The sequence below is a fragment of the Stenotrophomonas sp. KH_052 genome, assembly GCF_057838755.1.
This window is the reverse complement of sequence record NZ_CM174475.1, coordinates 2,908,264-2,927,409: the sequence shown is the minus strand read 5'-3', so window position 1 is coordinate 2,927,409 and position 19,146 is coordinate 2,908,264. Positions and strand designations below refer to the sequence as shown.

At 67.9% G+C, this 19,146-nt stretch carries 17 protein-coding genes; 4 read left to right on the top strand and 13 right to left on the bottom strand.

Annotated features, from left to right (window positions below):
• The first annotated feature begins 9 nt into the window (after nt 1-9).
• The 3 genes from AC3ITW_RS13460 (at nt 10) to AC3ITW_RS13450 (ending at nt 3,844) form a co-directional block, all read left to right on the top strand.
• Nucleotides 10-2,298, top strand: a complete 2,289-nt coding sequence (locus tag AC3ITW_RS13460) for an Orn/Lys/Arg family decarboxylase (RefSeq protein WP_006373744.1) — start codon at nt 10-12, stop codon at nt 2,296-2,298.
• Nucleotides 2,299-2,326: 28 nt separating this feature from the next.
• Nucleotides 2,327-3,229 carry a cation diffusion facilitator family transporter gene (locus AC3ITW_RS13455; protein ID WP_006373742.1) on the top strand — a complete coding sequence of 301 codons (903 nt, stop codon included), beginning with the start codon at nt 2,327-2,329 and terminating at the stop codon, nt 3,227-3,229.
• Between the two features lie 180 nt (nt 3,230-3,409).
• Nucleotides 3,410-3,844 carry a RidA family protein gene (locus AC3ITW_RS13450; RefSeq protein ID WP_100434884.1) on the top strand — a complete coding sequence of 145 codons (435 nt, stop codon included), beginning with the start codon at nt 3,410-3,412 and terminating at the stop codon, nt 3,842-3,844.
• Here the strand turns inward: AC3ITW_RS13450 and AC3ITW_RS13445 are convergent.
• From AC3ITW_RS13445 to AC3ITW_RS13405, 9 genes are all read right to left on the bottom strand, one after another.
• Nucleotides 3,841-4,554 carry an energy transducer TonB family protein gene (locus AC3ITW_RS13445; protein ID WP_049398426.1) on the bottom strand — a complete coding sequence of 238 codons (714 nt, stop codon included), beginning with the start codon at nt 4,552-4,554 and terminating at the stop codon, nt 3,841-3,843. The two genes, AC3ITW_RS13450 and AC3ITW_RS13445, sit on opposite strands and share 4 nt — an antisense overlap.
• A complete protein-coding gene (locus AC3ITW_RS13440) occupies nt 4,547-5,347 on the bottom strand; it encodes a ChaN family lipoprotein (protein ID WP_100434883.1) in 801 nt (266 codons plus the stop codon). The genes AC3ITW_RS13445 and AC3ITW_RS13440 overlap by 8 nt, the downstream gene beginning before the upstream one ends.
• On the bottom strand, nt 5,334-7,805 hold the full coding sequence (locus AC3ITW_RS13435) for a TonB-dependent receptor (protein WP_100434882.1): 2,472 nt from the start codon (nt 7,803-7,805) through the stop codon (nt 5,334-5,336). Before AC3ITW_RS13435 ends, AC3ITW_RS13440 begins: the two co-directional genes overlap by 14 nt.
• Nucleotides 7,806-7,869: 64 nt before the next feature.
• Nucleotides 7,870-8,796, bottom strand: a complete 927-nt coding sequence (locus tag AC3ITW_RS13430) for a FecR family protein (protein WP_006373652.1) — start codon at nt 8,794-8,796, stop codon at nt 7,870-7,872.
• The gene (locus AC3ITW_RS13425; RefSeq protein WP_006373650.1) at nt 8,793-9,302 is read right to left on the bottom strand and encodes an RNA polymerase sigma factor; all 510 of its coding nucleotides are present in this window, start codon (nt 9,300-9,302) and stop codon (nt 8,793-8,795) included. Before AC3ITW_RS13425 ends, AC3ITW_RS13430 begins: the two co-directional genes overlap by 4 nt.
• Before the next feature lie 127 nt (nt 9,303-9,429).
• Complete coding sequence (locus AC3ITW_RS13420; RefSeq protein WP_012511399.1) at nt 9,430-9,936, bottom strand: hypothetical protein; 507 nt, start codon at nt 9,934-9,936, stop codon at nt 9,430-9,432.
• Between the two features lie 97 nt (nt 9,937-10,033).
• Nucleotides 10,034-10,258 (bottom strand): hypothetical protein, encoded by a 225-nt coding sequence (locus tag AC3ITW_RS13415; RefSeq protein ID WP_012511398.1) that lies wholly within the window; start codon nt 10,256-10,258, stop codon nt 10,034-10,036.
• Nucleotides 10,255-10,956, bottom strand: coding sequence for a glutamine amidotransferase (locus AC3ITW_RS13410; protein ID WP_012511397.1), 702 nt, complete (start codon nt 10,954-10,956; stop codon nt 10,255-10,257). Before AC3ITW_RS13410 ends, AC3ITW_RS13415 begins: the two co-directional genes overlap by 4 nt.
• Entirely contained in the window at nt 10,953-11,726 is a 774-nt protein-coding gene (locus AC3ITW_RS13405; RefSeq protein WP_197582935.1) for a YggS family pyridoxal phosphate-dependent enzyme, read from the bottom strand. The genes AC3ITW_RS13410 and AC3ITW_RS13405 overlap by 4 nt, the downstream gene beginning before the upstream one ends.
• Nucleotides 11,727-11,802: 76 nt before the next feature.
• On the opposite strand from AC3ITW_RS13405, the gene ptsJ reads away from it, so the two are divergent.
• On the top strand, nt 11,803-13,089 hold the full coding sequence (ptsJ, locus tag AC3ITW_RS13400; RefSeq protein ID WP_489389633.1) for a MocR-like B6 salvage transcription factor PtsJ: 1,287 nt from the start codon (nt 11,803-11,805) through the stop codon (nt 13,087-13,089).
• A 102-nt stretch (nt 13,090-13,191) separates the two neighbouring features.
• Here ptsJ and AC3ITW_RS13395 read toward each other — a convergent pair whose 3' ends face one another.
• From AC3ITW_RS13395 to imuA, 4 genes are all read right to left on the bottom strand, one after another.
• Nucleotides 13,192-13,698 carry a hypothetical protein gene (locus tag AC3ITW_RS13395; RefSeq protein ID WP_012511394.1) on the bottom strand — a complete coding sequence of 169 codons (507 nt, stop codon included), beginning with the start codon at nt 13,696-13,698 and terminating at the stop codon, nt 13,192-13,194.
• Between the two features lie 81 nt (nt 13,699-13,779).
• Nucleotides 13,780-16,890 (bottom strand): error-prone DNA polymerase, encoded by a 3,111-nt coding sequence (locus AC3ITW_RS13390; RefSeq protein WP_180889453.1) that lies wholly within the window; start codon nt 16,888-16,890, stop codon nt 13,780-13,782.
• 6 nt (nt 16,891-16,896) lie between these two features.
• Nucleotides 16,897-18,306, bottom strand: coding sequence for a Y-family DNA polymerase (locus AC3ITW_RS13385; RefSeq protein WP_100434879.1), 1,410 nt, complete (start codon nt 18,304-18,306; stop codon nt 16,897-16,899).
• 9 nt (nt 18,307-18,315) lie between these two features.
• Complete coding sequence (gene imuA / locus AC3ITW_RS13380; RefSeq protein WP_012511391.1) at nt 18,316-18,930, bottom strand: translesion DNA synthesis-associated protein ImuA; 615 nt, start codon at nt 18,928-18,930, stop codon at nt 18,316-18,318.
• Nucleotides 18,931-19,146: the final 216 nt, after the last annotated feature.

Here is a 19,146-nt window from a genome sequence, read left to right as displayed (position 1 = left end):
AGAATCAACGTGTACTTCAAGTCCCTGGACTATCCGGTCATTGTCATCGACAACGACTACGAGTCGCCGCGCATCGGCGGCATCCTGATCCGCGCCCTGGTGGAGGAGCTGCGCAGCAACGACCAGCGCGTGCTGTGCGGCCTGAACCTGGATGATGCCCGCGCCGGTGCCCGCACCTACGTGGCAGCCTCCGCGGTGCTGATCTCGATCGATGGCAGCGAGGAAGTGGATGGCGAGTTCCAGCGCCTCACCGCCTTCCTGCGCGAGCAGAGCGCGCGCCGCGCCAACCTGCCGGTGTTCCTGTACGGCGAGCGCCGCACCATCGAGAAAGTGCCGAGCAAGCTGCTCAAGTACATCCACGGCTTCATCTTCCTGTTTGAAGATACCAAGAGCTTCATCTCGCGGCAGGTGATGCGCGCGGCCGAAGACTACATGAAGAACCTGCTGCCGCCGTTCTTCAAGGCATTGATCCACCATGCGGCCGAGTCGAACTACTCCTGGCACACGCCAGGCCATGCCGGCGGCGTGGCGTTCACCAAGTCGCCGGTCGGCCGTGCATTCCATCAGTTCTACGGCGAGAACACCCTGCGCAGCGATCTGTCGATCTCGGTGCCGGAGCTGGGTTCGCTGCTCGATCACACCGGCCCGATCAAGGACGCCGAGAACGAGGCCGCACGCAATTTCGGTGCCGACCATACCTTCTTCGTCACCAACGGCACCTCCACTGCCAACAAGATCGTCTGGCACGGTACGGTGGCCCGCGGCGACGTGGTGTTCGTCGACCGCAACTGTCACAAGTCGCTGCTGCACGCGCTGATCATGACCGGTGCGGTACCGGTGTACTTCACCCCCAGCCGCAACGCGCACGGCATCATCGGCCCGATCAGCCTGGACCAGTTCACGCCGGAGTCGCTGCAGCAGCGCATCGCCGCCAACCCGCTGGCCAGCCAGGCTTACAAGGCCGGCTCCAAGCCGCGCATTGCGGTGGTCACCAACTCGACCTACGACGGCCTGTGCTACAACGCCGAGAAGATCGCCGACGAGATCGGCAGCGCGGTCGATTTCCTGCATTTCGACGAAGCGTGGTACGCCTATGCTGCGTTCCATCCGTTCTACGAGAACCATTACGGCATGGCCAAGGGCAAGCCGCGTGAGCAGGATGCGATCATCTTCACCACGCATTCCACCCACAAGCTGCTGGCTGCGTTCTCGCAGGCGTCGATGATCCACGTGCGCAATTCGGCGCAGCGCAACCTGGATGCCGAGCGCTTCAACGAGTCGTTCATGATGCACACCTCGACCAGCCCGCACTACGGGGTGATCGCGGCCTGTGATGTGGCGTCGAAGATGATGGAAGGCGATGCCGGCCGCTCGCTCGTACAGGAAATGCATGACGAAGCCATCGCCTTCCGCCGCGCGATGCTGCACGTGCGCGATGACCTCGGTCGCGACGACTGGTGGTTCAGCGTGTGGCAGCCGACCCAGGTCGAGCGCAGTCTGGACAAGGGCGATACGCCGGCGCCGCTGGTGGCCAAGCGCGAGGAGTGGTACCTGCAGCCGGATGCGCACTGGCATGGCTTCGAGAACCTGGTCGACGACTATGTGCTGATCGACCCGATCAAGGTGACCCTGCTGACCCCGGGCCTGGCGATGGACGGCAGCATGGGCAAGCTTGGCATTCCGGCAGCGGTGCTTAGCAAGTTCCTGTGGGGCCGCGGCATCACCGTGGAAAAGACCAATCTGTACTCGGTGCTGTTCCTGTTCTCGATGGGCATCACCAAGGGCAAGTGGAGCACCCTGGTCACCGAGCTGATGGCGTTCAAGGAACTCTACGACCGCAATGCGCCGCTGAGCCAGGCACTGCCGACGCTGGCTGCCGACTATCCGAATGCCTACGCCGGTTGGGGCCTGCGTGACCTCTGCGACGCGCTGCATGCGTTCAACCAGGAATTTGCCGTGGCCAAGGTGATGCGTGAGATGTATGTGGATCTGCCGACGCCGGTGATGACCCCGGCCGATGCCTACAACCACCTGGTCAAGGGCGAGATCGAGCGGGTCGACATCGAGCAGATCAGTGGCCGCATTGCGGCGACCATGCTGGTGCCGTACCCGCCGGGCATCCCGACCATCATGCCGGGTGAGCGTTTTGGTGACAGCGACGAGCCGATCATCCAGTCGCTGCGCATCGCCCGCGAGCAGAATGCGCGTTTCCCGGGCTTCGAGTCGGACGTGCACGGGCTCATCATCGAGCAGGAGGGGGATGCGGTTTCGTACAAGGTGGAGGTGCTGAAGGCCTGACCGGCAACGGTCGGCCGTTCGGCGAACGATGGATACCGCGCGCGAGCAACGCATCCTGACGTTCTCGATCGGGGTCACCCTGGCGGTCAGCGCGGTCGGCTTCATCGGTGGCCTGCTGGTGGGATCGCAGGCCATCCTGTTCGACGGCGTGTACAGCCTGGTCGACGTTGCCATGACCCTGGTGTCGTTGTCGGTGCTGCGGCTGGTTGCGCGGGAACAGAGCCCGCGCTTCCAGTACGGCTACTGGCACCTGGAGCCGATGGTCGAGGCGCTGGGCGGGGTGATCCTGTCGCTGGCCTGCGTGTACGCGCTGGCCAACGCGGTGATCGGTTTGACCACGGGCGGGCACGAAGTGAAATTCGGGCCCGCGCTGTGGTGGGCGGCATTGCTGAGCGCCAGCAACCTGGCGATGGCGGCGTTCGTCGCGCAGCGGGCGCGGCATCTGCGCTCCGCGCTGTTGTGGCTGGATGTACGGGGCTGGTTGCTGGGTGGGTTGATGAGCCTGGCGGTGGTGCTGGCCTTCGTGTTGGCGCTGGTCCTGCACGGTGGCGAGTGGCACCACTGGGTGCCGTACCTGGATTCGATCGTGCTGGCGTTGATCAGCCTGGCGGTGCTGCCGGTGCCGGCGCGCAGCGCGTGGAAGGCCATGCGCGAAGTGCTGCAGGTGGCACCGGATGATCTGGACCGGCGCGTGCAGCGGGTGATGCAGGCGTTCGTCGCCGAGCGTGGCTATGCCGGTTTCACCAGCCATGTGGCGAAGATGGGGCGGATGCGCTTCATCGAAATCCACGTGCTGGCCGACCCGGCCACGCCGCTGGGTTCAGTGGGCGAGGTCGATGCGATGCGCGATGAGATCGCGGTACGGCTGGATGCGCGGGGCAGCACGTTCTGGTTGACCATTGATTTCACCGCAGACCCAGCGTGGACGTGACCACGCTTCTGTAGAGTCGAGCTTGCTCGACTGCTTCTGGTCGGTGGAAGTCGAGCAGGCTCGAGTCCACGGGAACGCGTGATCGTTGCGCATGGCGGACTACTCTGTTGCACAGGACCCATTTGACCTCAACCGGAGTTGAGGTCACAGACTGCCGGCATCCCCCACGAGGCGCGCGGCATGAACCTGCTGACCACACCGGACCTCAGCCATGGCCTGATGGAACTGTTCAATCCACCGGGTCTCTACGATCCTTCGGCCAACGGCTACTCACACGTGGCGGTGGTGCGCCTGCCGGCACGGGTGATCCATGTCGCAGGGCAGGGCGGCGAAGATGCCCAGGGCCGCCTCTCGCCCAGCTTCGAAGAACAGGTCGGGCAGGCGCTGGACAACCTGCAGACCGCGCTGCGATCGGCGCAGGCAAGTCTGGCCGATGTGGCGCGGCTGCGCATCCTGGTGGTCGACCACGATGAGGACCGGCTGGGCATCATTGCCCACCAGGTGCGACGGCGCTGGCCGAACCGCGCGGCGCCCACCTGCACGCTGATCCCGGTGCCGCGACTGGCGTTGGACGGCATGTTGTTCGAGATCGAGGCGGAGGCCTACGCCGCCTAGCGCAGGTAGTACTCCACCGGCACCACCAGTTCCTGCGGTGCCTTCAGTTCATCGGGAATGGGCGGCAGCGGCTGCGCGCGACGGAAGGTCTGCAGCGCAGCGTCATCGAGCATCGGCTGGCCACTGGACTGCTCCAGCCGCAGCGCCAGCAGGCGACCTTCGCGGTCGATGCTGGCCCTGACCCAGGCAGTGCCCTGCTGCCGGCGCGAGCGCGCGGCGGCAGGGTAATAGCGGTAACGCTCCAGCCGTGCCATCAGGCGGGCTTCCCACTGGTCGCTGGCGGCGCCGGCCTGGAAGTCCGCCGGTGGCGCGTCTGGAGCGGGCGGCGCGGCCGTGATCGATGCCGGTGCGGGACTTGCATCGGTCGCGGCCGCAGGCGGGGCGACCGGCAGCGGCTTTCGACCCGTCCCGCCCGTTTCGCTGGCGGCCAACTCGCCCTCGCGCGCGGCGGTAGGCTTCGGTGGTGGCGGCGACTTGGTCGGTTGCGATGCACGCGCCTGCTGCGCCTGGCTGGGGGTATCGGCCTGGCGCTCCTCTACGGGCTGTGGCGGCGTGGCCGGTGCCAGCAGGCGCAGGCTGATGCGCACGTCCTGCTCCGGCGGTGGCAGCATCGGCGGCATTGCAACCCAGTGCACCAACAGCAGCAGGGGCAGCAGGTGCAGGACGACGGTGATCACGATCGCCTGCCAGTGTTGGCCGCGCTCACTCATCGTCCAGCACCCACAGCAGATCGGCATCAGCAGCACCGACGGTTTCACCCGGCGAGGCCAATGCGATCACCAGCGCAGGCGTATCCGGTGACAGGTAGCCCGGCACCCCGGTGCCGCGCAGCACATGCCAGCGACCGGCTACCAGCAGCGCGGGTGCGGGGGCTGCGGTCAGCACCTGTGCCATGCGCGTGTCGCGGGCCTGTTGCACGGCCAGCATCCCTTCCAGCATCGGTGCCGCGTCTGCGTGCTGGGCCAGTACCACATCCGACAGGCGTTGGCGGGCGGCGGCCAGCGGGAACCGCACCGCATCAGCGGACGCCAGGTGGGCGTTGACCTCGACGCGCGCGAGATTGCCGCCGAACAAGGGGATGCCGGCAGCGGTGGCGTCCTGCACCAGCCCGCCGTAGGCGGTCCACGGCCATCGTGTATCCCAGCCCAGCAGCTCCTGCAGGCGTGCACCGTCGGCATGGTTGCCCTTGGCCAGCCAGCGCTGCACCCGCTGCAGGCGCGGCTGGCGTTCGCTGGCAATCATCTCCAGCACCAGCGCGCCTTGTGGACGCTGCTGCTGCAGCGCGTGCAGCAGCCAGCGCTGGGCAGCGTGGTCACCGGCCAGGTCGTGGCGTTCGCCCAGCAGCAGTCGCGGGGCGTTCGCTGCGCGCTTCACGAACGCAGCTTCGTCCAGGGTCTGGCCGCTGGCGAGGTCCAGCACCGTGCCGGGCATCGGCTGCGCGCTGGCCATCGACGCGAGCGCGAGCAGGTACAGCGGCAGCCAGCGACGGCTAGAACGCCACATTGACGCCCATCGAGACGGTACGGCCACGGCCGTTGCCGCGGTCCAGGATCGGGCTGAAGATGCTGTCGATCGAGGCATTGTTGTCGTAGGCCTTGTTCTGCAGGTTTTCGATGTTCAGCCACAGGGTGGTGTTGGCCTGGGGCTTGAAGCTGGCGTAGAAGTCCAGCAGCACGCCGGTGCCGCCGGTCTTGCGGGTCTGGAAGAAGTCGTAGCCTTCCTCGGTCGGGCCGGAGTACTCGGCGCGCAGGCCGGCCTGCACACGCTGCTGCCACCAGCGGCCGCCCACGTCCAGCGTCCAGTAGCGGTCGGGCAGGGCAGTGATGTCTTCCAGGTTGACGAACTCGATGGCCGGCGCACTGGTGCGCGAGCGGGTCCAGCTCAGCGTGGCGTGGTAGTGCTCGCTGGCGTAATGGGCTTCCAGTTCGATGCCGCGCATGCGCACCACGCCGGGGTGGTTCATCCAGCGCGTGGTGGCGCTGAAGTCGTCGGCGTCCAGCACATCGGTCCAGGCATTGAGCTGCGGATCGCTGTCGATCGGCACCACGAACGGTTCCACTTCCGGCGGATGCACGATCAGCAGGTACTGCGGCTTGATGTAGTCGCGGATGCGGTTGTCGAAGCGGGTGACCCGCAGTTGTGCCAGGTCACCGTCGACCAGCAGCGAGTCGGTGCTGAGGTTGGCGCCGAACTGCAGGTTGCGCGAGCGCTCGCGGCGCAGGAACGGATTGGCGCCGATGCCGTCGGCGACGCTGGCGTCCTCCAGCGGGATCTTCTCGAAGAACATTTCCTGCACGCGCGGCGGCCGCGACGTGCGCGAGACCTCGGCGAACAGCTGCAGCCAGTCGGTGGCCTGCAGTGAAACCGCCAGGCTCGGGCTGAGTGCGCGCTCTGTGCGACGCACGTCGATGTCGCCGCCATTGATCTCCGCGCACTGGCCGGGCACATCCGAGCACGCCGGGATGTGACCACGGATGCCGAAGCGGTCCTGGCGCAGTCCTGCGGTCAGGGCATAGATGTCGTACTGCAGCTCCAGCGTGCTGAACACACTGTCCAGCTGGCTGCGACCCTGCGGGTTGGCACCGCGCAGGATGGGCGTATCGGCCACATAGATGTCCGATTGGTGCTTGATGCCGGTGTTCCAGCGCGCCTGCAGTGCACCGATGTCGAAGCGGCTGGTGTTGTCCACGGTCCAGCTGCTCAGGCTGCTGTGGGTGCGGCGGCCGATGTAGCTGGAGTCCTCCACCGGCGGGTAGAACAGCCGGGTCTTGTTGCTGGCGAAGGTCGCACGCAGGTCGATCCACGGCGAATAGGGCGTGTAGTGGTAACTGGCGCGCTGGTTGCGCGCGGAAATCTGCCACGGGTAGTTGTGGTAGAAGTCGTTTTCGTAACGCATGTGGCTCAGGTCCAGCCGATGCTGGTCGCTGGGCTGCAGGCGCGCTTTCAACAGCCAGCTGCTGGGCTGCTGGCTGCCCGGGTCGGCGTTGTTCTTCTGCCCGCGTGCGGTGGCGTATTCGCTGCTGCGGCTGCTGCTGGCGGCGGCCAGCAGGCCGAACTGGCGGTCCCCACCCTCTTCGCTGTGGCGCCAGGCACCGGCGAAGGTACGGCCACTGCCGTAGCCGTTGTTGCCGTGGCGGTAGCCCGCACGCAGGCCCCAGTCGCGCCCCTCACCGAGCAGATCGTCGATATCCAGCGTGCGGAAATTGGCACTGCCGGCCAGCGTACCGGCGCCATCTCCGCCGGCGACCGCGCCGCGCTGCACGTCCACACCGGCCAGCAGGAAGGGATCGACATAGGCGAACGGACCGCCCGAGCCATGCCCGGCATTGTTGCGGAAGGTCTGGGTGACACCGTCGATCATGGTGTTGACCCGGCCGGCACCGGTCATGCCGCGGATGTTGACCTGCAGGCCAGGTTGGCTGCGCGAATGGAAGCTGTGGGTGCCGGGCATCGAACGCAGCAGGCTGTTGCCTTCCTGGCGTTCGGCCATCGCCACGCGCTCGCTGCCGACCGTGGGCGCGAAGCCATCACGGGTGGCCGGTACGTACTGGCTGGCGCCGGTGCCCGGTGCATGGCCGTGCGCGGTATCGCCCTGCACCCGCAGCGGCCCGGTGCGACGGCTGCCATCACCCGGTTCGGCGGGCGCCGGTTCCAGGGTGGCGCGGCGTGCATCAATGAAGCGCGGGCGCAGGCCGCTGCCTGCAAGCAGACGGGACAACGCCTGGGCGTCGTCGAAATCACCACGCAGGGCAGGGGCAGCGTGGCCGGCGGGCAGCGCCGCGCCGATCACCAGATCGACGCCGCTCAGGCGGCTGTAGGCATCCAGCGCGGCCGCCAGCGGCTGTGCGGGCAGATCGTAGTGGCGGCTGGCAGCCTGCGCCTGGGCGCTGGCAGGCAGCAGTGGAATCGCGCTGGCACAGGCCAGCGACAGGGCGAGGACAAGGGGGCGGTGGCACAGCATCGGGGGCTCCAGGAGGTGACGCAGAGCGTCGTCATCCTGGGTAGACGCAGTGGCAGGGCCGATGTCAGGGTGCATCGTGCTGTTCCCCGCGTGGCGGCAACCACAGCTGCATGCCCGCGCCGAGACGCAGCACGCGCACATGCAGCTGCGTGGCCAGCTGGTCGCGGTTGCTGGCCGCACCGTCGGCACTGCCGAGCAGGGTGACCGGCTGCTGGCGCAGGCGCTCGCCGACGACCCACGTGTGCCCGCCATGCCAACGGTCCAGGCCCCTGGTGACTTCAGCCAGGGGGGCCGACACCCAGTGCAGGCGCCGTTCGCGCCAGGCCAGGACACTGCTGTCTGCCTCTGTCGCGATCGCCGGCGTGTTTCCATTGAAGCGAAGCTGCTGGCCCTCGCTGGCCTGCACGCTGCTGGCGCCGCTTTCCACGCGGACGCTGTGTTCGGTGACCGTGACCACGCTGCTGTCGCCCTGCACGGCCAGATCAAATGCGGTTCCCAGTGCGGTGACGGTGCCCTGTGGGGTGTGTACCTGGAATGGCCGGTCGGCATCGGCGGCGACCTTGAACCAGGCTTGCCCTCGCTGCAGCTGCAGCTGGCGGCGCTGTGCGTCGACGCGCACATGCACTTCGCTGCCCGGCGACAACAGCACATGCGAGCCGTCCGGCAGGGCTTCATCACGGATCTCGCCGGCGGCAGTGCGCAGTACCTGCGCGGCAGGCGGCGAGGCGTGGCGGCTGTACAGGCCGAGTGCACACAGCAGCAGCACTGCAATGCCGGCCTCGCGCAGGCGGCGGCGTTGCCTGCGTTGCTGCTGCCGCTGCAGGCTGGGCAACGCTGCACCGGCCTGCCACAGCTGCTGCAGGTGCTGGTACTGCGCGGCATGGCGCGGATCGGCCTGGAACCACTGCTCGAATGCGTTCTCGTCGCGGCCACCGTCGTGCCCATCCAGCCACCAGCGTGCGGCTTCGCGCGCGATCGCGTCCTGGCTCATGCGCCCGGTACCTGCTGCAGGGCGACCAGAGCACGCAGCAGATGGCCATGCGCGGTCTGCCGGCTGATGCCGAGCTGGCGGCCGATCTCGGCCAGTGCCATCTGCTCCACCCGGGCCAGCAGGAACACCTGGCGTGATCGCGGCGGCAGTGCGGCGATGATTGCATCGAGATGGCGCAGCTGTTCGGCGTCGAGCAGGCGTTGCTCCGGCAGCGGTGCAGGATCGGCGATGGCGTGCAGCTGCGCGTCATCCAACGCCTCTTCGCGACGGCGCTGGCGTTGCCGGTAGTGGTCGGCGATCAGGTTGTGGGCAACGCGGTACAGATAGGCGCGGCCATTGTTCAGCAGGCCGCTGGTGGCGACCTTGACGACACGCAGCCAGGTTTCCTGGACGACGTCATCGGCGTCGCTGCGTTGCGGGAGTTTGCGGCGGACATGGGCGTGCAGCGGCCGGTAATGGGCCGCGCACAGATGCGCGACATCCGTCGGTTCGACAGGCGTGGACACGGGGCGGGCGACAACTGGGAAAGGGAACAGCCCGCGGCGGCAAGGGCAGCGGCTGCACCTTACAGCAAAAGAGAATCATTTGCATCAGCGAGTGCGGGCGGTGAACGACGCACGGCCGCCCGTGGGGTTACCGTGGTGGGTAATCGCAGTGGATCTGCAACGATTCGGTCGGGTTGTGATGCAGCACGAATCCGCAGTGCTGCAGGCTGCGCTTCACCCGCGTGACCGGCTCGGCATACTGGGCGACGCGGCGGTGCTGCCAGCGCGGCGGGGTGAACACGCCCAGGGGCAGCAGCCGCAGCCGCTTGCCGTGCAGTACCAGTGAGACATCGACATGGCGGCCATCGATGTCGTGGCCGTTGGCGCCGAAGATGGCGTCGACTTCATCGTGGCGCCGCGGGTAGCAGGTGCGGAAGAGGGCAATGCCGAGCCGTCGCACCGCGCGGCGGAAGCCGCCGAGGTGGCTGTGGCAGGGTTCGAAGCCGCGGGTGAGCAGCAGGCGCAGTTCGGCAGGTAGCAGCGCTTGGGCATCGAGCAGGCGCTGCAGCACGTGCGCTTCAATCTGGATGCGGGTGGAGGGCCAGCGCGGGGCGATGAGTAGCCCGTGGTGGCTGCCGCGTTGCAGGGTCAACATCGCGGAAGAGTGGCATGACGGGATGCTATCGGGTAGTGCCGGCCGCTGGCCGGCAGATTCGAATGCCGGCCAGCGGCCGGCACTACCGTGACGATCGTCAGATGTCGCAGTACTGGATCTGCGAAGCCAGCACGCGCAGGCCATCGGCATTGCTGGACAGGATGCGTTCTTCGCCGACACCTTTCTGCCGCTGCAACTGGAAGCCCTGATCGGCAGGCAGCTGCGCGGCGATGTTGTCCATGCGCCGCAGGGCATCGGGACCGCTGCAGTCGAAGTGGCCCCAATAGACGCCATCGCGGTGGATCTGCAATCGGTAGTTCATCGCGGCATCTCCGGTAGGTCCTGCAGCCAATGGTCGAACATCGCGGTGGCGGCAGCGGCCAGTGGTGCGCCGTAGCGGCGTGCCTGCGCGCGCAGATCATTCGGATCGATGCCGGCCTGGGCCAGCTCCAGGGTGTGGCCGATCAGCCAGCGCTCGAACTGGCGCGCGTCCAGTTCCGGATGGCATTGCAGGGCCAGCGCGTGGTTGCCGATGGCGAAGGCCTGGTGGCGGCAGGCCGGCGTGCTGGCCAAGCGGCGTGCACCCGCTGGTAGTTCGAACGTCTCGCCATGCCAATGCAGTACCGGAATGCCCTGCAGTGCCTGCAGTGGTGAGCGCTGGCCTTCATCGGTCAGCAGCAGTGGTGCAAAACCAATCTCCTTGCCACCGCTGGGAGCGACGCTGGCACCGAGCGCGCGGGCCATCAACTGTGCGCCGAGGCAGATGCCCAGGGTCGGCCGCTGCTGCTGCAGGCGACGCTGCAGCAAGGTGATGCTCTCGGCCAGGAACGGATAGGTATCCGCATCGTTGACACTGATCGGCCCACCAAGCACTACCAGCAGCTCGGCAGAGTCGACCGGATCGAGCGCATCGATACCGGCCTGCAGCACCTGCAGCTGCCAGCCTTGTGCCAACAGCAGAGGCTGCAGGGTGCCGAGGTCTTCGAAGGCGACGTGTTGCAGAACGACTGCGTGCTTCATGCCAGGGCTCCGCTGTTCGGCCAGTAGAGGCTGTCCGGGGTGGCGCGGGCGCCGAAGATGGCTTGGCCGACACGAACCACGGTGGCTCCTTCCTCGATGGCGACTTCGAAATCGCCGGACATGCCCATCGACAGCTGCGACAGGTCGAGACCAGGCGGGGCGGTGCGTTGCAGCTTGTCGCGCAGTTCGCGCAGGCGCACGAAGCAGGCGCGCACGCGCTCGACGTCGGGGGTGAACATGGCCAGGGTCATCAGGCCGCGCACGCGCAGGCGATCGAAGGCCGGCAGCTGCTGCACGAAGGCCTCGACCGCGTCGGGTTCCAGTCCGTACTTGCTTGGCTCGGCCGAGGTGTTGACCTGCACGAACACATCCAGCGTGCGGTCTTCCAGCTGCAGGCGCTGCTGCAGGGCCTCGGCCACGCGCAGGCTGTCCAGCGCCTGGAACTCGCTGGCAAAGCGCGCCACGTAGCGCGCCTTGTTGGTCTGCAGATGGCCGATCACCGACCAGTGCACGCCCAGGTCGGCCATCGTTTCGGCCTTGCGCTGTGCTTCCTGCACCTTGTTCTCGCCCAGTTCCTGGCAGCCGGCGGCCACCGCCATGCGGATACGGGCGTCATCGACGGTCTTGCTGACCGGCAGCAGGCGCACGCTGGCCGGGTCCCGGCCGACGCGGGCGCAGGCATCGGCGATGCGTTGGCGCACCGTGACCAGGTTGGCGGCGATCTGTTCAACGGACTGGGCGACGGGCCAGTCGGCAGCGGCAAGGGGCATGCGGGCACCTCCAATGCAGGGTGGCCAGGGTGGGATACACTGGCACAGGACAAGATATATTTTGGCATAGGACAAAATGAAAATCACCGGGCATAGCGCCGAGTCGATCTTCGACAGCATCCGAGATGGCATCGGCAAGGGCCGCCTGCCGGCTGGTAGTGTGCTGCCGCCGGTGCGTGAGCTGGCCGAGCAGCTGGGGGTGAACCGCAACACCGTGGCTGCTGCTTACAAGCGCCTGGACGCGGCGGGCCTGGCCAGTACCGCTGGCCGTCGCGGCACGGTGGTACGTGGGCTGCCGCCGACGCTGGCGCGGGAGGGCAGTACGCCGGGGCTGGCGCTGCAGGACCTGGCCGGTGGCAATCCGGATCCGCGCCTGCTGCCGAACCTGCGCCTGGCGCCGGCCGCACCACGGCTGTATGGCGTGGGCACGGTCGACCCGAGATTGCAGGCGCTGGCACGGGCCTCGCTGGATGCGGACTGCCCCGAGGGCTATGCGCTGGAGCTGACCCATGGCGCGGTCGATGGCATCGAACGCCTGCTGGCGGCGTGGCTGTTGCCGGGTGATCGCATCGCGGTGGAGGATCCGTGTTTCCTCGGCAGCCTCAACGTGCTCAACGCCGTGGGTCACGCGCCGTTGCCGGTGGCGGTGGATGCGCATGGCATGCAGGTCGATTCGCTGCGTGCGGCATTGGAGGCCGGCGCACGGGCGGTGCTGCTGACGCCGCGCGCGCACAACCCGACCGGGGCCAGCCTGGAAGCGAAACGGGCACGGGCGTTGCGGCAGTTGCTGGCGGCCTACCCGCAGGTGGCGGTGCTGATCGATGATCACTATGCGCTGCTCTCGCAGCAGGCCTATCACTCGGTACTGCCGCTGGATGGCCGGCGCTGGGCGCTGCTGCGTTCGTTGTCCAAGCCGCTGGGTCCGGACCTGCGGCTGGCCTGGCTGGCCTGCGATGAGGAGACCGCATCGCGGTTGCGGCTGCGATTGGCGTCCGGCACCGGCTGGGTCAGCCACCTGCTGCAGGATGCAGCGACTTCGGTGTTGGCGTCGGCAACGCAGCGGGCGAAGATCGCCTCGGCAGGTGAGCGCTACCAGCAGCGGTTGCAGTCGCTGCAGGAACTGCTGCGTGCGCGTGGCGTACCGACACCGCAGCCGATGGAAGGATTGAACCTGTGGCTGCCGTTGCCAACCGACAGCCATCCGCAGGTGCTGGCACTGGCTTCGCGCGGATGGCATGTGCGCGCAGGCGAAGTGTTCGCGGTGGCAGCGCCGGGACATGGCCTGCGCATTACGTGTGCGGCGCTGGGATCGGCGCAGCTGCGGCAGCTGGCCGATGATCTGGCGGCGGTGTGCGGTCTGTAGAGTCGAGCTTGCTCGACTTTGCTTCGCCTTTGTAGAGCCGAGCCATGCTCGGCTGCTGTTGTGTAGAAGCAGTCGAGCATGGCTCGACGCTACAGAAGCAGATCAGGGTGCGGCGTTGGCGCCGGGGCGCACGTAGTAGGACTGGCCGCTGTCATCGACGAACATCAGCTCCGGCTTGCCCTGCCAGGAGGTGAGCATGGCGCCGGTGTTGTTCTGGTGCTTGACCATCAGGCTGGCGCCACGGTCCGGATTGGCGACGACCTTGAATACTTCGGTGGTGCCGGTGGCATCGTCCAGGGTGAGCAGGGCTTCGCCGCCGCGGTCGCTGGTGCCGTAGCCGCCGCGTTCGGAGCCGTCGGGGCCGAGCAGGATCAGGCCGGACAGGGCGGTGGCGCGCGGCCCCTGGGTACGGCCCTGGCTGAGCGGATCGGGAACCGGTGCGCCGAGGATCACCCGCGGCTGGCCGCTTGCATCGTGGATGATCAGCCCGCGTGCCTCGATGATGCGCTGTGGCGATTGGCTGCGATGCAGGTTCCAGGCGGTCCAGCCGGAAACAAGCAGGGCGAGGGTCGAGACAACCAGGGTGGTCAGCAGCAGCGCACGGGACATCGGGTCGTCCTTCCTTGGATGTGCCGACGATAGCGGATGCGGACCGGCAATGGCCAGTTCGTTGTGTGACGTTGTGTATCGTCAGTGGAAATCGCGACTGTGGCTGCGCAGTCCCTGCAGCAGTTCATCCAGGCAGTGCATGCGCTGCACGATGACGTGCTGCACGCCATCAACGCGTTCCAGGCGGCCATCGATCTGCATCAGCTGGGTATCGACCAGTACCCGGTGCTGGCGATCAGCCAGGTGCCGCCAGACCACGGCGTTGACCATGCCGGTCTCGTCTTCAAGGGTGAGGAAGGTGACGCCACTGGCGGTCTGCGGGCGCTGGCGCATGCGCACCAGGCCGGCGATGCGCACGCGCCGGCCATGGCCGTGGGCAGCCAGTTGTGCGGCATCCAGGCAGCCACGGCTACGCAGTTGCGCGCGCAGGAACGAGATCGGATGGCGGCCCAGCGTGGTGCCGGTGCTGCGGTAATCGGCCTGCATGTCTTCCCAGGCACTGGGCAGCGGCAGCGGCACGCGGGCTTCGGCGGTGGCGCGGGCCTGGTCGAACAGCGGCAGCCGGTTTTCCACGCCGGAGATATCCCAGCGCGCACGATGGCGATGGCCGCTCAGCCCACGCAGCGCCCCGGCATCGGCCAGCAGGCCCTGCTGGCGGCGGTCCAGTGCGGTGCGCTGGCACAGGTCACCCACATCGTCGAACGGGCGCCGCGCACGTTCACGCATGATGGCCTGCACGGCGGGTTCGTTGCAGCCATCGACCAGGCGCAGGCCGAGCCGGATCGCCGCCGCGCCCTTGCTGAAATCCAGCGTGCAGTCCCAGTCGCTGTGGCGCACGTCCACCGGCAGCACGCGGATGCCATGCCGGCGCGCATCCTGCAGCAGCTGGTCGGGGCTGTAGAAACCCAATGGCTGGCTGTTGATCAGGCTGGCGGTGAACGCGGCCGGATAATGGCACTTCAGCCAGCAGCTGGCATAGGTCAGCAGGGCGAAACTGGCGGCGTGGCTTTCCGGGAAACCGTAATCGCCGAATCCCTTGATCTGCTCGAACAGGTGCTCGCCGTATTCGCGGCTGAAGTTGTTCTTCAGCATACCGGCCAGCAGCTTCTCGCGATGCGGTTCAAGCCCGCCACGGCGTTTCCATGCGGCCATCGAGCGGCGCAGGGCATCGGCCTCGCCCGGGGTATAGCCGGCCGCATCCACCGCCAGCTGCATCACCTGTTCCTGGAACAGCGGCACGCCGAGGGTGCGCGCGAACACGCGCTTCAGCTGTGGCGGGTAGAGCGGGTTGTCCGGGTCGTTCAACGCGTCCGGTCCCTGTTCACGCAGGATCCGCCGCCGCTCAAGGTAAGGATGGACCATGTCACCCTGGATCGGGCCGGGGCGCACGATCGCCACCTCGATCACCAGGTCATAGAACTCGCGTGGCTGCAGGCGTGGCAGCATCGCCATCTGCGCGCGCGACTCGATCTGGAACACGCCGATGGTGTCGGCGGCGCAGATCATGTCGTAGGTGGGCTTGTCGTCATCCTCGATCGCATCCATGCGCCCGCTGTGCAGGCCATGCTGCTGCAGCATCGCCAGGCATTTGCGGATGGCGGTGAGCATGCCCAGCGCCAGGCAGTCGACCTTCATCAGGCCAGTGGCATCCAGATCGTCCTTGTCCCACTGGATGACGGTGCGGTCGGCCATCGCCGCGTTCTCCACCGGCACCAGGGTCGACAGCGGATGCTCGGAAATCACGAAGCCGCCCGGGTGCTGCGACAGGTGGCGCGGGAAGTCGATCAGCTCGGCGGTCAGCGCCAGCAACCGCCGCATCAGCGGTGTTTCCGGATCGAAGCCGCGCTCGCGCAGGGTCTCCGGCAGCGGCACATGGCCGCCCCAGTGGTCCATCGCCGCGCCCAGTTCGTTGACCTGGTCCATCGGCAGGCCAAGCGCACGGGCCACGTCGCGGATCGCGCTGCGGCCACGGTAGCTGATGGCCACCGCAGTCAACGCAGCGCGTTCGCGGCCATAGCGCTTGAACACGTACTGCAGTACTTCCTCGCGGCGCTCGTGCTCGAAGTCGATGTCGATATCCGGTGGTTCATCGCGCTCAGCGGAGATGAAGCGCTCGAACAGCAGGTTGCTGCGCGCCGGGTCGATCTCGGTCACGCCCAGCACGAAGCACACCGCAGAGTTGGCCGCCGAGCCGCGGCCCTGGCAGAGGATGTCCTGGCTGCGCGCGAAGCGCACGATGTCCTGCACAGTGAGGAAGTAGGAGGCGTAGTTTTTTTCCCGGATCAATGCCAGTTCGTGCTCGATCTGTTTGCGTTGTGCCGGTTCGATGCCGCCTTTCCAGCGCCACGGGATGCCGCGCTCGACCAGTACGCGCAGCCAGCTGTCCGGGTCGTGGCCCTCGGGCACCAGCTCGCGCGGATAGGTGTACTGCAGCTGCTCCAGGGTGAAGTGGCAGCGCTCGGCGATGCGCAGGGTCTCGGCCAGCAGTTCGGACGGATACAGCTGGGCCAGTGCGGTACGCGGGCGCAGGTGGCGCTCGCCGTTGGGAAACAGGCGCCAGCCGGCCTCGGCCACGCTGCAGCGGTGGCGGATCGCGGTCAGGGTGTCCTGCAGGGCGCGGCGGCGGCGCACGTGCATGTGCACATCACCACTGGCCACCAGCGGCAGGCGGTGGCGTTCGCCGAAGGCCTGCAGCTGTTGCAGGCGGCGTGCGTCGTCGTGTTCGTGGTGCAGTTCCACCGCCAACCACAGCCGATCATCGAAGCCGGCGCGCAACAGTTCCAGATCGATGGCGGCCGGTTGCCGGTCCAGCCACAGGCACAGCAGGCCGTCGGGCAGGCCGAGCAGGTCCTCGCGCAGGCAGCGGTATTCGCCCTTGGCCGCGCGCCGCCGGCAGGTGGTGATCAACTGGCACAAGCCGGCGTAGGCGGCCTGGTCGGTGCACAGCAGGGCCAGCTTCGGCCCGTCCTCGACCTGGAATTCGGCGCCGACGATCAGCGCCACGCCATGCGTCTTCGCCGCCTGCCAGGCGCGCACGATGCCGGCCAGCGAGCATTCGTCGGTGATCGCCAACGCGCGGTAGCCCTGGCCAGCGGCGCGCGCGAACAGTTCTTCGGCGATCGAGGCGCCACGCTGGAAACTGAAGGCCGACAGGCAGTGCAGTTCGGCGTAGCCGGGCAGTTCGTTGTACATGACGGCTCAGCCGAACCAGCCGTGCAGCATCCACGGCGCATGCGGATCATTGCGGTCACGGAAAGCCCAGCCGCGCTGGCCATGCGCGGTTTCCACCACGTAGTAATCGCGGCGCGCATCGGCCTGGTCCCACCAGCCCGATTCGATCCGCTCCGGCCCGGTGACGATGCGCAGGCGCGGATCACGCAGCGGTTGTGGGGTATCCAGCAGCCAACCGGGGCGCAGTGGCCAGTATGCCGGTGGCTTGGCCGCAGGCTGGGTGCCGCTGGCGCGCTCGGGGCGGTGGTCGGCCTGCACCGCCAGCGGCTGCACGGCGTCATCGCCGAGCCGAGCGCGCAGGCGCTCGCGCAGCTGGTTCCAAGGCATCGCCTGCGCCGGCCGGGTATCGAACAGGTCACGCGCTGCGGGCACGAACGGTGGCAGTTGCTCGGCCTGCAGGCGCAGTGCGCGGCTGCCGGCCGGCAGGGCGAAGGCTTCCATGCGGTTGCGTGCGATCTCGAACAGCAGCGTGGGATCGCGTTCGGGTGCCAGCAGGCCGATGGTCAGCACGCTGGCCGGCAGCAGGTCGTGCTCGAAATGCAGGTCGAAGCGCTGCACGCCGCCATCGCGCGAACACAGGAACGCGGCCAGGTCCAGCAGCAGGCGACGCAGCGGGAACAGCAGGGCCTGGCTGGATTCGATCTCGTATTCGAATTCGATGCGCGCATCGAAACGGTCCGGTGGCTGGTAGTAACGCAGTGGCGCGGTGGGCAGGCCACGCAATGCGTCCAGCTGCTGCAGCACCTCGGGGGCGAAGCGCCGGGCCAGGCTGTCGCGCGGCAGTTCGAGCACCGCACCCAGCGTGCGCAGACCGGAACGACCGAGCACGGTCACCGCTTCGCTGGGCAGGCCGCAACGCGGCAACGGCAGCTGCGCCAGTGCCGCTGGCAGCTGCTGCGCATCGATGCCGAGGCCGTCGTGGACGTTGGCCAGCACGCGCGCGGCATGCGCGGTGGGTGCGGCCACCAGGCGGTGGCGGAAACCAAGCTCATGCAGTTCGCCGCGCAGGCGCTTTTCGATCGTCAGCCAGTCACCGAACAGGGCGCGACTGGCGCCGATCTCCATGACCAGCGCGTGCGGAAAATCGAGGCTGACCTGCGAGCTGTAGGCGTAGGCCCAACTGGCCAGCAGCTGCCGGGTGTGCTGTTCGGCGTTCGGGTCGTAGTCGTGCAGGTACATGTCCTGCACCAGCACCTGTGCGGCCGACAGCAGCATGCCCGGGCGCAGTCCCGCTGCGCGTGCCGACGGGCTGACCGCTCGCAGCACGCGACGCTGCGCCGGCCCCTGCAGCAGCACCAGTGGCCGCTGCGGGTCCGGCTGCAGGCGCAGCACGCTGTCCAGTGCCAGCTGCGGCAACAACAGGCAGGCCCAATGCATGACGCGGCCTCAGTGGGCGATGGCCAGTGGCAACGGCTGCGCCGGTGGCAGGCCGCCACGGCACTTCAGCACCCGTACCTGGCCGTGGTCGAGCTGCAGGCGCAGGCTGGCCGGGGAGGGGTTGCGCGCTGCCTGCGCCTCGCGGAACACGAAGCCCAGGCACTGGCCGCTGTCGGCAGCCACCTGCAGCCGGCGCAGTGAGCGGTCGTCGGCCTGGTGTGGCCAACACAGCACCGCCGCGCAGGCCGCAGAGCGCAGGCACTGTTCGGCGGCCCACAGCGCCTGTTTCGGTGCGGCGTGGATGATCTGCAGCTGGGCCAGGTCCAGCCCGGCAGCCGCCCAGGCCGGGGCATGCGGGCGGTAGGGCGGGGCGACCAGCACGATCGGGCGGTCGCGCTGGCTCAGCTTCGCCAGCGCCGGCCAGACCAGCGCCAGCTCGCCGACGCCGGGCGCGGCCTGTAGCACCTCGCACAGCCCGCTGGCCGGCCAGCCACCGCCGGGCAGGCGTGCGTCCAGCGCCGGATGGCCACTGGCCAGGTGGTCGCTGGCCGGCCCCTGGCGGGCTGGGCCGCGCCACAGCTGGCGCCCGTCCAGCAGCCGGTCGAGGGCGACGACAGCACCCATCAGCCGGTCCTCCAAGGGAGGCGCCGATCGGGCTGGAAGCGGCAGGAACGGGCGGAAACGGCAGGCATGGCGCGAGTATCGACGGGCCGGTATCAGGGGCTGAGACCGGACATGCTACTCGCCTTGTGAGTAGAATTACTAATGAAATCGGAAGGTCGGGTTTCAGGTTGCTGAAGGGGTAAAGGAGTGCCGACCAAGGTCGGCACCCACCCGGTA